Here is a 14,901-nt window from a genome sequence, read left to right on the forward strand (position 1 = left end):
GGTATTAGTCGTGGCATACAGCATCTTGTTCGAAGCAAAATGCTGTATTTAAAAGAAAATTTTGTCTAATTTACAATCGAGTGGGGATCGTCGGACTTCATAACGGCTCGCTTGTCACCCTCGCCCCCCGAAGGAGAGGGCGTCTGGGGGCATGACGTCATACAACCTGCTGTTGGAGTCACGATAGTTTCTTCGCTAGATCCTCGGCTCGCGGATGGTAGTAACGCATCAACATGCGTGGGTCTTTGTGGCCAGTTATCTTTGTCAGCTCGTGCATGGGGAAAATCGACGCCAAGCGGGAAGTCGCCTCGTGGCGCAGGTCGTGAAAGCGAAGGTCGGTTAAAAACTTGGCATCCGGCTTTAGTTTGGCCGCCCGGCACTCATCGACGTAAATTTTGCGGGCACGTGCCACCGCGCGCTCGAAGGCTCTGGTGACAGCGTCGCTTCGCATCTCGAACACGCGGTCGGTGTCGCTTTCGCCGTTTTCAGTCGAATTGTCCTTGGCGTCGTAGGAGTTTTTCAATACTTGGAGCACTCCAATCGCGCGCGAAGACAGCGGCACGTCGCGGGCGTTCCCGTTCTTCGTCGACGGTAGATGCACAACACAGCGATTGAGGTCGACGTGCATCCACAGCAGCGACACGATTTCGCCCCGGCGCATCGCAGTTTCGACGGCTAGCCAAATGATGAGCGGTAGCAGCGCCGAGCCACTAGCCCTCGCCACGCGTTCAAGCTCACCGTCTTGCGCGCCGCGTTCTGACTCGGGCTCTTCCCCGCTAGGTGCAACGGTAAGCGCGTCGCCGGCCGCAATGCGACGCGTGCGTGCGTTGTTGGGCTGTGGCTTTCGCACGAGCTCGACCGGATTCGAGAGGCTTTCCATGCCCCATTCTTTTCGGGCGATGCTGAACACGTGGGACAGGACCGCTAAGCGGCGTAGCACTGTCGCGGGCTTGTAGTTCTTCAGCCATTCATCGCGAAGCTTCGCTATGTCTGCGCTCCGGACCGTGGCTAGCGGCCGCTTCGCTAAGTCAACTGCCTGGCAGGTCTTGATAATTGAGGATTCCTGCGCAGCGCCCTTCTTTAATAGCGAGACTTCTTCTTCATAGCGTTTCAATGCCTCAAAGAGCGTCGTCGCCTCAGCCTCGCTACGGCTGATCCATATGCCGCGCGACATTTCCGATTCGATCATGTTGGCCCAGGCTTCTGCCTCGGCCTTGGTGTTAAACGTTTTGCTTTGCGCTGGGTAGCCGCGTCGGCGTACCTGCGCCTCCCATTGGTACTGCCCACGCTTGCGGATGGTTGGCATTTCTCGATTCTCGCTCGCACTGGGTGTGGCAGGATTGTGGCAAATAACCGTAAATATCGCTACAACCTCTGTATCTACGAGGGTAGTTTTTACATTCGCAATGCGAAGGTCGGGAGTTTGATCCCGTCTTCCCTATCATGAATATCAAAAGGGGTTACAGGTGATTTACCTGTAACCCCTTTTATCTTTTCTGAAAGAGATATCAGACGGTGATGAAGCCATGTCAGGCTGTCATGACGTCAAAGCGCCTCCAAATGCCTTGACAGTATCCTCGCTATCGCGCCCCGACACTGCCTTGCCCGTGGCCTGCTCAATGAGGTTCAGCAACGCACCGGCGCGCAGGCGGATGAAGGCGTCAAAGTCGTCCGCCCGGAGAACCGGAGCCGGAATGACGTGCGAAACCAGGAACTCGTCCAAGCTGTGCGGCGGCACTTGCTTCGCCTTTTCAATACGGCCCAGGTAGACGCTGGGCGCATCACCGCTGATGAACCGATTAGTGCCCGCGGCCAGCGGTGCCTTGTTGACCACACTGTTCCACTTGTCCTTGGGCAACTTCTGCTTTTCGCACCAAGCGCGCGGAAAGATGTGGTGAATGTCGATGGCGTTGTTGAAGTAGGTATTCAGGTCGATGGGCGTACCACTGACAAAATCGCGCCCACCGTGCTTCATCAAGAGAGTGGCCAGGCCCTTGTAGGCCGCCGCTAGACGGCTCTGTAACGATAGCAGGCGGGTGGGGGCGAAATTTGCGTCGCGCACCGTGCGCGGTTCCGCGCCGCCGTCAATCCAGGCAACGACATCTTGAATGTCCATTGCAAAGCGTGTCTCGTTGGCCCCCCCGTACAACTCACCCAGCACGCCGCTCCAGTACCAGCGAAGCAGGTTCTGCTTGACGCTATGCAGCGTCGTCCGATCGCCCAGCTGCGCGCAAATGGCGGCCAAGGGGACCAACTGCGTGGCGTAAGGCAAGCCGCGCTCGTCAAAGATCTTCTCTTCGGCCAGCAGTTCGGCGGCACGCTTAAAGCCCAGCTCCAGCGCAGCTTCCAGTGCCTTGAAATCACCCAGATTCAGCTTTAGCACGTCGGCACGCTTGCAGCTCACCGCGGTCTTCTGCGCCAGGTGTCGCCGGTAGCTGGCCAGCAGGGTGATAGCCGTCAGAAAGCTCGTGCCATCCACCGCCTCCAGCACGTCGTGCTTGGCAGTCAACCGTTCACGACGGGCATCCCAGTCGTCGCGCAGGTTGAATTCGTCGGCAGCAAAAGTGGCCGTCATCAGCTCGAATACGGTGAGTGTCACTCCGCCGGTGTTCACTTTCTCAAACACCTGGCATACGGCTTCGCGGGGGGTGTCTTGAGTCAACTCGATGGCCGGCACTTTAAACTGTTGAAAGCGCAGCCAGATCTCGTTGCGGAACTTCTGCATGAACTGCATCGTCTCCGCATCGAACTGGTGATGCGCACTGAAGCCGCTCTCCCAAATCATGAAGCCTTGAATGTCGAACAGCAGCGCGACTGGGAATATGCGCTGGGCATACTGAAGGTCGGGCGTACTGACATCCAGTTCAACCTTGCGGCCGAAATCCGTGGTGATCTGCTGAGTCTCGGGAACCGATATCACGGCCTCCTCTCGGTCAGCGTCTGGATTCAGGCACTTGGCCATGTCGAGGAAGTAGAGCCGAGAAATATCCGTACCTTTCTCCGTGCGCGTCGGCACCGGCTGGCCGCTGCGCAGCGACAGATACATGGAGGTCAGGCGCTGCTGGCCATCGAGCACCAAAGTCTTGGGCTTGGGTGCCGGCTGGAGATGCACCCCCGCGAACAGCCGCGGCTTAAAAGGCACGCCCCCCGCTTCAAGGAACATGACCGCCCCGATGGGATAAGACAGCGAAAGGCTCGCAATCAGTGAGCGGATGTGGTTGTCGTCCCAGACCCAGCCGCGCTGAAAGTCGGGAAGCTGAATTTGGCCGGCAGCGATGCCGTCGAGAACATCCTTAAGCGCTGGCTCTGCGGTACGGAAACTCATGTGGTCTGCCTCTCGATTACGACTGTAGATACGAGCGCAGACATCCTCATGCCGCGCAGCGCTGTGATTTCGGTAAGACGATCCTTGTCGAGTGCATCAAGGCGAACGGTAACAGTCGCCCTGGCAAGCTCCCTTTGTACGGAATTATGCCGTACCTTTCCAAAGAGAGCGGTTATCACTCAAGGCCCGACTCAACAACGGCCCGCCACGCTCAACGCCACTTGCGGTTTTACGAACCGGTTCACCAACTAACGAACATGCGGCAAAGAGCATCGACGGTATTAATTTGGAAAAACAATACAGTAATCTTGTTCAGCATTCCGCGCACCGCCGTCGATACCTATCTTGAACGCTCCGCATTACCAGCGTCGCGTCCTTTGGCAACAATCAATAAGCATCCAACCTAATCACGACATCTGCCGCTTAGAACGCACATGATGACCCTCACTAAATTTCGGAGCCCGATATTTATGGCAGTGTTTTCGAGCTTCACTCTAGCCGCATGCGCCAGTGTCATGGATGATCAACGTGCAGGAGGTGAGCAAGCTCTCGCGATGGTGCCGGCCAATCACACCAACCGCTACACGGTAGGCATCTACGTCGACAAATATTGGGCAGGAGGAGCGCACCGCCACGGAGGCGGCACTGGCGCGACATGCTGCTTCCCGAGCGTGAAAGACTGGAGCAAGCCGGTTGTCGTGACGTGGGAGTGGGGCTATGAAGAAGACCCGGCAACCAAGGCCGTTACGGCACCGGACGAAAAGCACAGCGTCCAGGTGAACTTTCCCACAGGCGGCCCGCATCAAGACCCGGATTGGCACAAATCGGATGCCTATCTATGTGTGATTTTGCGAGACCGCGACACGGCTGCATTGGCATTTTCTCAAACGCGCTCAGGTTGTATGAGCAAGTAAGCAAGATCTCTGTACGACAAGCGGATACACCGACGACAGATGACGAGCTCAAGCAAGCCGCCATTGACGGTGCGACGAAGCCCATTCTCCGCCAGCAACCGATCAATCTTATGGATGCGATCGCCCCCAAGACCCTGTCAACCGTTTAGCACGGTCGCGCCTCACACCCCAAGCGGTGACGATTCTGAGCGGTCCACCACCAACAATTTTGAGCCCCCACCAGATCAGCCTGCTCATCAACCAGACCAATCGGTCCACTGACTAGGAACACGCGACAAAAAGCATCAAGGGCGTTGGGCTTGCAACGAAATGCAGTAAGCTTGTCGGCACTCCATGCATCGCTCTCGAAGCTTATTTTAAAAGTACGGCACGATCATCGGCGGATCTACTAACGACGAGCGATCAACGCCTCATCCATCAAAGCATGCATCCAACCCGAACGAACTCAATGATCCTAGCAAAACGTCAGGGCTTGGTATTTGCAATAGCCTTTTCAAGTTTTACGCTAGCCGCATGCGCTGGCGCAATGCCAGATGATCCATTTGATGGAAGTGGACAAGCACTCGCGATGGTGCCAGCGAACCACACAAACCGCTATGCAGTGAATATTTTTGTCGATAAATATTGGGCTGGCGATGTATCTGCTCAAGCAGGAGGAACGAAGGCGGCGTGCTGCTTCCCAGGATTGAAAGACTGGAGCAAACCAGTCACCGTTACGTGGGAGTGGGGGCGAGAAGAGGACCCCAAAACCAAGGCAATCACGGTGCCGAGCGAAAAACATAGCATCCAGGCAAATTTCCCTGCAAGTGGTCCACATCAAGATCCCGATTGGCATAAGTCGGACGCTTACTTGTGTGTCGTTCTTCGAGATCGCAATACCGCTTCACTAGCGTTTTCGCCAAGCAGCGTCGGATGCTTGTCCAAATAAAAATCCCGCAGGCCATCTATGACAGTTCGACAAGCCGACCAACCGATTACCGACGACGCGCTTAATCGGGCAGCAATTGACGGCGCGACGAAACGGATACTTCGCCAATGTCCGGCCACTCAAGCTGATCAAATCGCGTGTCGACTCTACCCGTCATTGTCGTTTTTCTTCGATGGCACGAACAACAATATGGCCCGCGACGTACCTCTGAACAAGCATTCAAATGTCGTCAAGCTCTATCGAGTAGCAAAGGATTCTGTGCAGGAAGAGTCGAGGCCTCTATATCTTCCTGGCGTTGGCACGCCCTTTAAATTCATCAAGATCGCCGGCTACACCGACCACCTGAAAGACGATGAAGGCGGCATTAGAGGGCTCGGACTCGGAGCCGGTGGCGACCTACGCATCCAATTTGCGCTTGGGGAATTCTCTCGACGCCTCGAAATTGAATGGGGACCAGGATCATGGCTGCACATGCGCGAAATCACCGTGGCAATTTTTGGATTTTCGCGTGGGGCGACAGAAGCTCGTGCTTTTGTCCGCCGCCTCATTGAGCAAAAATGTGCGAAGGATGGTGGCAAGCTGTATTGGTCAGCGCCAAGCGGTAGACGTGTGCCGCTCAGGATCAATTTCATGGGGATCTTCGACACCGTTGCATCAGTTGGTGGTCCTGCATTACATCTCGATTGGGCCTCTGAATTGGCCATTCCGCCCGAAGTGGAACGTTGCGTTCACTACATTTCCGCGCACGAGGTGCGGCGAGCGTTCCCACTTGACTCGGTGCGAGTCGACAAAGCTTATCCGACCAACTGTGAGGAAGTCGTATATCCCGGTGTGCATTCCGACGTAGGTGGCGGCTACGGCCCCGACGAGCAAGGGCGTGCTCAGGATCTCTCATTAATTCCTTTACGCCATATGCTTGCTGAAGCGTTGCGATCCGGCGTTCCTTTGAAAGCGTTGGACAAAATGGACCCGCAATTGAGGGACGATTTCCAGTTGGACGACAACGCCCGAATCACCAAGCTCTACACCGACTACCTCTCCGCCCTCCCCGCTCCCTCCAGCGACGATCTCGAATCCCTGATCCACCCACACCGCTACCTGAATTTCCGATGGCGCAGCATCCTCTCCCGCCACAACGCAGACGAACGCGTCCTTGGCCATCTCTACGAAAAAGTCGGCGCCGCATTCTGCGCATCCATCCCGGCAGGAACCAACGAAGACCACCCAACCTGCCAGCCCAACGAATGGGTTTACGACATCCCCAAGGATCCCGAACAACAAGCCCGCCAGTTATTACGCGAGCAACGCCGCCTCGAGCGCCGCATTGAATTCCTCCGCAACCCGATCGAGCCACACGCCGGCAATCGCTCGTATCCACCACAGCCGCGCGAGCTAAGGCCTTACGAAAAAAAGATCCTCGCCGCATGGGATAAAGCAGGCACGATACCGCTTGCAGTCGATCAACTGCTGGCGGAATACATCCACGAGTCGGTCGCGGCCTTCACATCGTGGCCGTGTGCCTTATGGGAGCAACGTGGGATTTACTGCGATGGCACGCGCTATCTTGCGCAAAACGATCCAGTCGGCCCGAGCGACGCTGCTGTCGCATAAACCGAATCTGCTTTCCTACCGCCCCGCCGATGACGGCATCGATTGTCTATCAACCCCTCAAATCCCAAACAACTCCGAATCCCCCCGCTTCGACTGATAGATGTAGAGATAAAGATCCGCATCCCTCTCCACTCCCAGCTTATGCATGGCCTTGATCTTCTGCGCGCTGATGGTCTGCTTCGTCCTCCTGAGCTTATCGGCGATCTGCGTAATCGACAGCCCCGACACATACAACCTCAGCACCTCCAGCTCACTCCGCGTCAACCCACCCCGCCTGGCCGTCCCCCTGAGCCTGGGATTCGCCCGACTCACACTAGGCGACAGATACTCACTCCCCGCATGCACCGCATAGATCGCCGAGATCAGATGCCCCACATCATCCGCCTTGTTGACGATCGCCTTCACGCCCAGCCGAGTCAGCTCCCCCGTCAACGCAATCCCATCCACCGCCGTAAACACAATCACCGGCAGATCCGGAAAATGCGAGCGGATATAAGTCAGCATTGTGAGCCCATCGTTATACCTCCCATCCGGCATCACGAAATCCGTGATCAACAGATCACAAGCCTCCCGCCCCAGCCGCTCGACGATCTGCGTGGAATTCCCCGCCGTCCCGACGATCCTCAGCGAACGCAAATCGCGCAGCGCCGATTCCACACCGGTCACCACGAGCGGATGATCATCCGCGATCAGTACATTGAAGGTGGTATTGGCAAACATGACGAGGTCCCTCCGCGCAGGCGTGTCGATAGGCAATCGACTGTAGCGGCGGCCCATCGGCGCAGGCATCTGACTCGTCAAATTTTCTCCTGAGAAACATGAGAAAAGTCCTATTTTGGCGAGCAATAACGGGGAAACATCGAATCCATCTGTCTGACGCGCAACGAACTCGTCAGCCTGCGTCCTTCGGTCCCGCAGCCACCAGGCCTGTCTCGTAGGCGTACTGGAACAGGTCCGCGTCGCGCTCGATACCGAGCTTGCGCATCGCGCTGCCCTTCTGCGCGCTCACCGTCTGTTTCGCGCGATTGAGCTGCGCCGCAATCTCGCTGATCGACAGGCCCGACACGTAGAGCCGAATCACCTCGGCCTCCTTCGTCGTCATCGCCTGCACCGCCCTCGCCGAGGACGCCTGCACCGCCAGCCTCTCGCGCACGCTCGGCGACTGGTAATTCGCGCCGGCATACACCGCATGCGTGGCGGCGATCAGATGGTCCACCTCGTCGATCTTGCTGAGCAGCCCCTGCACGCCCGTCTTGGCGATTTCCTTGAGCAGCGCCGGATTATCGATGGTGGTCAGCACCACCACCTTCATCGCCGGCCAGCCGCGGCGCAGTTGCCGCAGCAGCGGCAAGCCGTCGACCGCCGCGCCGCCCGGCATCGCGTAGTCGGTGATCAGCACATCGCAGTGGCTGCGCTCCAGCAGCGCAAGCAGTTCATCGGCGCCCAGCGCCGAACCCACGATCTCGACGGTCGGCACGCGCGCCAGCTCATGCCGCACGCCGGACAGCACGGTCGGGTGATCGTCCGACAGGATCACGCGGATCTTCATCTTGGATGACGGCCTTCAAGCCGGCGGCTCGTAATTTGTTTGGAGTGCGATAGTGTAACCGGCCCACCATGGCGCCAAGCTGGTGTACCGTCGCGACTGTCGGCACCGCACCCGGCCCCGAATCCGCACCGCAACGCAACGCAACGCAACGCAACCGAACCCGCCATGCCCATCCTCCGCAAGACCCTCGACGATCTGCGCCGCTACCACCGCCTGCTGGTGGTCGGCGGGCGCTGCGCCGCGGCCGTGGTGATGGTATTCGCGCTGGTCTCGGAGCTCGTCTACCTGGTCGACGCGCACCTGGCGGACCAGCGCCAGGCCTTCACCGGCGCCTATCGCCTGGTGCTCGGCCGCTTCGGCGCGGTCGAGCAGGCCTTCCTGGGCGGCCTGGCGCGCGCCGAGATGGCCGCCAACGACGCCCCCGCGGTGCCCCCCGAGCAGGTCGCCCGGTTCCGCGCCAACGGCAACCTGCTGCGCTGGCGCCCCTTCCCGTCCGAGCCCACCGAGATGCTGATCGCCGGCGCGCCGCAAGCCACGCTCAGCGACGCCACCCTGCAGCGCGCCTTCTCGTTCTCGACGCAGATCGGCCGTGCCAGCGCCGCCACCGCCAGGGTGCTGGCGCGCCCGCCCACGCAGATCATCTTCAACGTGAGCCGCACCGTGGTGGCGATCGTGCCGGCCACCAGCGTCGAGCATCCCGAGGCGCTCGCCACCGACGCCGGCCGGGCGACCTTCGTGCGCGAACTCACCGAGGGCGCCGGCAGCCTCGCCTTCGACGCGCCCAGCCACCTGCTGGCGCTCGCGCCCAAGGCCTGGTGGGTGCCGCGCCTCTATCCGCTGCCGAACGGCCGCAAGGTGCTGCAACTGGCCTCGCCGGTGCTGTCCCATGGGCAGGTCAAGGCCGTGCTGGTCAACGAGGTGGATCCGGCCGACCTGCTCTGGCCGATCGCCGACGGCGCCCACGACGGCAGCTTCGCGCTCGTCGGCAGCGACGGCCGCATCGTCGCGCTGTCGGCGGGCGAGCATGCCGAAGCGCAGGCGGCCGGCGCGATCTCCCGATGGAGCCGCCTCCGGCACGCCAGCGGCGAACGTCTCGCCGAATACCGCGGCGACGGCAACTTCGTGCTCGGCACGCCGCTCGGCGACACCGGCTTCTCGCTCGTCTACACCTATTCCTGGCGCGACGTCGCCAGGGCGATCGCGGGCAAGGCGCTGGCGGCCACGGCAATCGCCCTGGCGGGCTTCGTGTTCGTCTGGCTGCTGCTGTCCCAGCTCAACCGCCGCGTGTTCCAGCCGATGTACGCGCGCTCGGAACAGGTGTTCGACAGCGAGCGCCTGAGCCGCACCATGATCGAGACGGTGCCGGTCGGCATCGGCCTGGTCTCCACCGGCAACGGCGAGCTGCTCTATGGCGGTTCCTCGCTGGTCGCGCTGGCCGAGCAGGTGGAAGGCGGCATGCCGCGCCTGATCGACGAGCTGAAGCGGCTTCATGCGCGCTTCGCCTCCGCACGGCACGATTCGCATGACGAAGTATTCCAGGAAGACGTCTTGCTGCGCACGCGCGACGGCAAGGACCTCGCCCTGCAGGCGCGCTTCGCGCTCGGCCGCTACCTGGGCAAGGACGTACTGGTCACGGCCTTCGTCGACATGACGGCCAGCCAGGCGCTGCAACACCAGCTGCGTCACGCCAAGCTCGCCGCCGACCAGGCGAACGCCGCGAAGTCCGCCTTCCTGGCCGCGATGAGCCACGAGATCCGCACGCCGCTCAATGCCATCCTCGGCAACCTCGAGCTGCTCGGCCATTCCGCGCTGAATCCCTTGCAGCGCGACCGGCTCGACACCATCCGCGCCTCCTCGAACGGCCTGCTCGCGATCATCCAGGACGTGCTCGACTTCTCCAAGATCGAGGCCGGCGAGATGCGGCTCGAGCACATGCATTTCCGCCTCGTCGACACCATCACGCGCTCGCTCGCGATGTTCGCGCCGGCCGCGCATCTCAAGCGCATCGCCCTGGTCGGCCAGTTCCGCGCCGCGATCGACCAGCCCATGCGCGGCGATCCGGGCCGGCTCGCGCAGGTGGTCAACAACCTGCTGTCGAACGCGATCAAGTTCACCGAGCAGGGCAAGGTCACGCTCTCGCTGGATGTCGAGCGGCTGCCGTGCGCGCGAGGCGGCATGCTGGTGATCGAGGTGGCCGATACCGGCATCGGCATCGAGGCGGCACATCTCTCGACGCTGTTCAATGCCTTCATGCAGGCCGATTCCTCGATCTCGCGACGCTTCGGCGGCACCGGCCTGGGCCTCGCGCTCTGCCAGCGGCTGGTCACGCAGATGGGCGGCACGATCGACGTGCAAAGCGAACCGGGGCAGGGCAGCCGCTTCACCGTGCGCGTGCCGCTCGATCGCGAGGATCCGGCCGGCATGCCGCTGGTTCAGGACGCCGCCACGCTGGAAGGCGCGCCCGTGATCCTGCTCGCGGCCGAGGACGACCGGCACGAGGGCACCGCGAACCTGATCGCCTCCTGGGGCGCCACGCTCCAGACAGCTCGCCATCCCGACCGGATCGACGACGCGAGCGGCCGTGTGCTGGTGATCTGCGGCGAGCGCGACAACTGGTCGGCGGCCAGCGAGAACCGCCTGGTCGAGGATTGCGAGGCGGTGATCAACTGCAGCGCGGACGGCCCCTTGCAGCCGATGCGGATCGGCCGCGTGCTCACGGTGTCCTGCCATTCGCCGCTCGGCCTGCGCGCGGCGCTCGAACATGTCGTGAAGGGCACCCCGCTGATCACGCCGGATCTCATGCCGGCAACCGGCACCGCGCCCGCGGCGACGGCCGCGGCGGCCAGCACGCCCGCCCGGCAACTCGGCCTGCAGGTGCTGGTCGCCGAGGACAACGAGGTCAACCAGAAGCTGTTCGCCGAGCAGCTCGCCTTGCTGGGCTGCCAGGCGCGCCTCGTGGCCGACGGCATCGAGGCGCTGGCGGCCCTGTCGGACATGCGCTTCGACGTGATACTGACCGACCTGAACATGCCGCGCATGGATGGTTACGTGCTGGCCAGCATCGTGCGCGAGCGCTGGCCGGGCACGCCGATCGTGGCGGTGACGGCCGACGCGACGCTCGACGAGCGCCGCCGCTGCGCCGCGCTGGGTATTCGCGAGGTGGCCACCAAGCCGCTGTCGCTGAGCGGGCTGGCGCGCATCCTGGGCGAAATCAGCGGGCAGGGCGCATCGAGTCCGAAGGATGGCCCGCACGACGATGCGCCGCTCGGTGCGCAGCCGATGTCGCCCGAGCTCGTCGAGGCGTTCGGCCGTGCCTGCGCGAGGTCGATCGAGGTGCTGCGCGATGCCGCCTCGCGCAACGACGCGCCGGCCTTGCTCGCCGAGCTGCATTCGCTCAAGGGCGCGCTGGGCGTGTTTCGTCGGCGCGAGCTGGCCAGGCAATGCGCCGACCTGGAACATCGGATCCAGGACAACGGTGTGGAAGGCGCGCATCAGGCGCTCACCGAACTGGTCGACGCCTTGCTCGCATTGCCAAATACCGGCGAGCAATCGTGAATGAATCGCGTGGTTTTTTCTCTCCAGGAATCAACCGCGCATCCACGAACCAATCCGGCACAAATCGAGCCGATTCGAACGGAACGCGGCGCGGAACATCCCTGTCAGACCGACTAGCCATTCCGCCCATGTCCAATCGCAGGCTCGCCCATGAAGCGCTTGCTGACCTCTCTCGCGCAGGTTCTCGCGACGCTCGCGCTGTCGCTCGCGGCCAGCCGCTGGCTCTACAACTCGCCGCGGCTCGCGCCCGTGTACGACGACGCCTCGGTGCGTCGCTTCTTCGACTGGCTGTTTCGCCTGACCGGCGCCACCAATTGCGAATCGCAGGACAACGTATTGATCCTGTTCCTGCTCACGATTTCATTGATCGTTTCAGCGATGATCGTCACCGCGATTTCTCGGCTGGTCGCGACGCCGACCAAATAATTACGCCCGCAAAAGCGGGCGTAATTTCACATGCACCACCAAGCGCTTGAACTCAACGCCCGCGCGCCATGCTCCCGAGCACGCCGTCGCGGCGAATCAAGCCATGGAACAGCGCAGCCGCCAGGTGCAGCACCACCGTCGCGAACAGCACGAAGGCCAGCAGCTCATGCGCGTTGCGCAGCCAGGCGAAGGCGATCGGATCGGCGCCCATCAGCGCCGGCAATTGCACGCCGCCGCCGAGCATCACGGGATACCCGCCCGCCGACAGCATCGCCCAGCCGATCAGCGGCATCGCGATCATCAGCGCGTAGAGCAGCCAATGCGACAGATGCGCGGCCGCGCGCTGCCAACCCGGCAGGTCCTCCGGCAACGCCGGCGGGCGCTTGCTGAAGCGCACCACCAGCCGCACGATCACCAGCACCAGGATGGCGATGCCGAGCGGCTTGTGGATCGCGATCAGCACCGCATGGCGCGCCGAAACCGAGCTGACCATTCCCACCCCGATGAACAGCATGGCGAGGATCATCGCGGCCATCAGCCAATGCAGCAGCCTCGCAAGCGGATTGAATCCGGTCTTCATCATCGGGCCTCCGGGGCAGGTTGATTGGGCGCGCCGCCCCGGGCATAACCGGGCACCTCGGCTTCCTCGCTGGTGCGCCGGCGATAGGAATCGGCATAGGCGGCCGAGCGCGCCGCCAGCAGCGGATCGGCGGAGGCCTCGATGCCGGTCGGCAGCACCGTCGGATCATAGTTGATGTCGCGGCACGGCCCGCTGTCCTGCTGCTCGGCGCGGTCCAGCACCAGGGTGCCGATGTCGATCGTCTTGCGATCGGCCGGCCATTGCCGGGTGGCGTCGTCGACGGGATCGTCGGGGTTGGCGAAGGTCACCAGCCAGTGCCAGCGCTGCGGGCCCTTGCCGAGCCGTTCCTCGAGATCCGGGTCCAGCACGTTCGGGCCGCTCGCCACGCCGCCGTCGGTCTGCTCGGGCACCACGCGCCAGCGCACCGCGTGCTTCATGCCCTGCGGATCGACGAAGTAGAAGGCGTTGATGCTGTAGTAGCTCTCGGTGGCGAAGCTGGCGCTCGGCTTGGCCGTCTTCACCCAGGCACGGAACGCGGCCGTCTCCGGATGCGTCGCGAAGAAGGCCGCGACCTTCTTCGGATCGGGCTTGCCGGTGGCGGGATCGGGGCGGGTAGCCACGGTCTGCGCGTAGAAGGCCGCGGGCGTGGCCACCGGGAACACCGGCATCGCGTTCATGCCGGTGCGCCATTGCGCGCCGTCGGGCGCGGTGAGGCGCAGCGCGAGGCTGCGGATCGGCACGCTGGTATCGGGCGCGTAGGGGTTGCCGCCCGGCACCGCGAAGCGGCCGACCACCGGCGTGCGCGTCGCGGCGCCGAAGAAGGGCGCGCTGGACCAGGCCGCGCCGTCGCCGTTGCTCTCGAAGTAGCCGGTCACGCAGATGCCTTTCGCGTGATTGCGGCGGAAGCCCGCGTGCAGGCCGCCGTTGGCCTGCAGGGCGTCGACGATGCGCGCCGGCGTGAGGCGCTGCGGTGCAAGCCAGCCGCCGGTGTAGCCGAACGCAGCGACGGCCACCACCACGGTGCCGCCGATCAGCGCCCAGCGCCAGGCGCCGCCGCCGCGCGGGGAATTGGGGGGAGGATGCGTCATGGACTGCTCCTGACCTTGAATCGTTTGGGGACGCGTATGAGACGAACGACGCGCGATTTTATTCCATGGCCCGCATGGATTTCCTCGTACCAGATCCCGATGACGCCAGCCACCGTCACCCCCGAAATGGAATAAAGTCGAGCGGCCGGCGTCTCACGTCGGTATCCATGCGCGCCACCCGGCGGCCCACCATGCCTTCTGCCGATCTCGACGACTCCTTGCGCGAACTGCTGCCGCGACTGCGGCGCTTCGCGCTGTGGCTGACCCGCGACGTCCACGCGGCCGACGACCTGGTGCAGACCACGCTGGAGCGCGCGCTGATCCACTGGGCGGACCGCCGCGACGAACACGCGCTGCGCAGCTGGCTGTTCACGATCCTGTACCGCCAGTTCCTCGACTCGCGCCGCAGCGCCAAGCGCTATGCCTGGCTGCTGGGGCGCCTGGGCGAGGACGACGAGCCGCAATGGCCATCGGCCGAGGACCAGGTGGAGGCGCGCTCGATGCTCGACGCCTTCGCCAAGCTGACGGCCGAGCAGCGCAGCCTGCTGCTGCTGGTGGCCGTGGAGGGCTTCAGCTACCGCGAGGTGGCCGAGCTGCTCGACGTGCCGATCGGCACCGTGATGTCGCGCCTGTCGCGCGCCCGCGCCGCCCTGCGCGCGCTCGGCGACGGCGAAACCCCCGCCCTTAAGCTGCGATTGATGAAATGAACATTCCGCCCGACGACCACGATCTCCAAGCCTATGTCGACGGCCGGCTCGACGCGAACGAGCGCGCGGCGGTCGAACGCTGGCTGGCGAGCCACCCCGAGCGCGCCGAGCAGGTGCGCCAGTGGCGCCGCGACGCGCAGGCGCTGCGCGCCGCCATCGACGGCCTGGCGCTGCCCCCGGCCAGCCGCGAGCTCGATCCCGCGCTGCTGCGCGATCGG

Annotated in this window: 12 protein-coding genes and 1 pseudogene; 7 read left to right on the plus strand and 6 right to left on the minus strand. The window is 62.7% G+C overall.

Features of this window, described 5'->3' with window-relative positions; all coding sequences use genetic code 11:
- Nucleotides 1–178: 178 nt before the first annotated feature.
- Together F3J10_RS17255 and F3J10_RS17260 are read right to left on the minus strand one after the other, a co-directional pair.
- Nucleotides 179–1,306, minus strand: coding sequence for a site-specific integrase (locus tag F3J10_RS17255; protein WP_167242582.1), 1,128 nt, complete (start codon nucleotides 1,304–1,306; stop codon nucleotides 179–181).
- Nucleotides 1,307–1,537: 231 nt separating this feature from the next.
- Nucleotides 1,538–3,325: a DUF262 domain-containing protein gene (locus F3J10_RS17260; protein WP_167242583.1), complete on the minus strand. Its 1,788-nt coding sequence runs from the start codon at nucleotides 3,323–3,325 to the stop codon at nucleotides 1,538–1,540.
- A 434-nt stretch (nucleotides 3,326–3,759) separates the two neighbouring features.
- Between F3J10_RS17260 and F3J10_RS17265 the strand changes: the two genes are divergently transcribed.
- The 3 genes from F3J10_RS17265 (at nucleotide 3,760) to F3J10_RS17275 (ending at nucleotide 6,778) form a co-directional block, all read left to right on the plus strand.
- Entirely contained in the window at nucleotides 3,760–4,239 is a 480-nt protein-coding gene (locus tag F3J10_RS17265) for a DUF3304 domain-containing protein (protein ID WP_240155618.1), read from the plus strand.
- 448 nt (nucleotides 4,240–4,687) lie between these two features.
- Complete coding sequence (locus tag F3J10_RS17270) at nucleotides 4,688–5,167, plus strand: DUF3304 domain-containing protein (protein WP_167242584.1); 480 nt, start codon at nucleotides 4,688–4,690, stop codon at nucleotides 5,165–5,167.
- Between the two features lie 18 nt (nucleotides 5,168–5,185).
- Nucleotides 5,186–6,778: a DUF2235 domain-containing protein gene (locus tag F3J10_RS17275; protein ID WP_167242585.1), complete on the plus strand. Its 1,593-nt coding sequence runs from the start codon at nucleotides 5,186–5,188 to the stop codon at nucleotides 6,776–6,778.
- Nucleotides 6,779–6,835: 57 nt separating this feature from the next.
- On the opposite strand, the gene F3J10_RS17280 is transcribed toward F3J10_RS17275, so the two are convergent.
- Together F3J10_RS17280 and F3J10_RS17285 are read right to left on the minus strand one after the other, a co-directional pair.
- The gene (locus F3J10_RS17280; RefSeq protein ID WP_029949405.1) at nucleotides 6,836–7,498 is read right to left on the minus strand and encodes a response regulator transcription factor; all 663 of its coding nucleotides are present in this window, start codon (nucleotides 7,496–7,498) and stop codon (nucleotides 6,836–6,838) included.
- Between the two features lie 172 nt (nucleotides 7,499–7,670).
- Nucleotides 7,671–8,327 carry a response regulator transcription factor gene (locus F3J10_RS17285; protein ID WP_167242586.1) on the minus strand — a complete coding sequence of 219 codons (657 nt, stop codon included), beginning with the start codon at nucleotides 8,325–8,327 and terminating at the stop codon, nucleotides 7,671–7,673.
- Nucleotides 8,328–8,492: 165 nt separating this feature from the next.
- Between F3J10_RS17285 and F3J10_RS17290 the strand changes: the two genes are divergently transcribed.
- Nucleotides 8,493–11,882 (plus strand): ATP-binding protein, encoded by a 3,390-nt coding sequence (locus tag F3J10_RS17290; protein WP_167242587.1) that lies wholly within the window; start codon nucleotides 8,493–8,495, stop codon nucleotides 11,880–11,882.
- Between the two features lie 150 nt (nucleotides 11,883–12,032).
- The gene (locus F3J10_RS17295; protein WP_160640087.1) at nucleotides 12,033–12,308 is read left to right on the plus strand and encodes a hypothetical protein; all 276 of its coding nucleotides are present in this window, start codon (nucleotides 12,033–12,035) and stop codon (nucleotides 12,306–12,308) included.
- A gap of 52 nt (nucleotides 12,309–12,360) precedes the next feature.
- Here F3J10_RS17295 and F3J10_RS17300 read toward each other — a convergent pair whose 3' ends face one another.
- Nucleotides 12,361–12,891, minus strand: coding sequence for a cytochrome b (locus F3J10_RS17300; RefSeq protein WP_025097281.1), 531 nt, complete (start codon nucleotides 12,889–12,891; stop codon nucleotides 12,361–12,363).
- Complete coding sequence (locus tag F3J10_RS17305) at nucleotides 12,888–13,976, minus strand: catalase family peroxidase (RefSeq protein WP_167242588.1); 1,089 nt, start codon at nucleotides 13,974–13,976, stop codon at nucleotides 12,888–12,890. Before F3J10_RS17305 ends, F3J10_RS17300 begins: the two co-directional genes overlap by 4 nt.
- Before the next feature lie 191 nt (nucleotides 13,977–14,167).
- Here F3J10_RS17305 and F3J10_RS17310 point away from each other — a divergent pair, with 191 nt between their 5' ends.
- Nucleotides 14,168–14,683, plus strand: a complete 516-nt coding sequence (locus F3J10_RS17310) for a sigma-70 family RNA polymerase sigma factor (RefSeq protein ID WP_167242589.1) — start codon at nucleotides 14,168–14,170, stop codon at nucleotides 14,681–14,683.
- Nucleotides 14,680–14,901, plus strand: a pseudogene (locus F3J10_RS17315) (anti-sigma factor); the annotation flags it as partial. The gene F3J10_RS17310 and the pseudogene F3J10_RS17315, both read left to right, overlap by 4 nt.

Source organism: Burkholderia sp. Cy-637 (genome assembly GCF_011753175.1).
Taxonomy (GTDB): domain Bacteria; phylum Pseudomonadota; class Gammaproteobacteria; order Burkholderiales; family Burkholderiaceae; genus Burkholderia; species Burkholderia gladioli.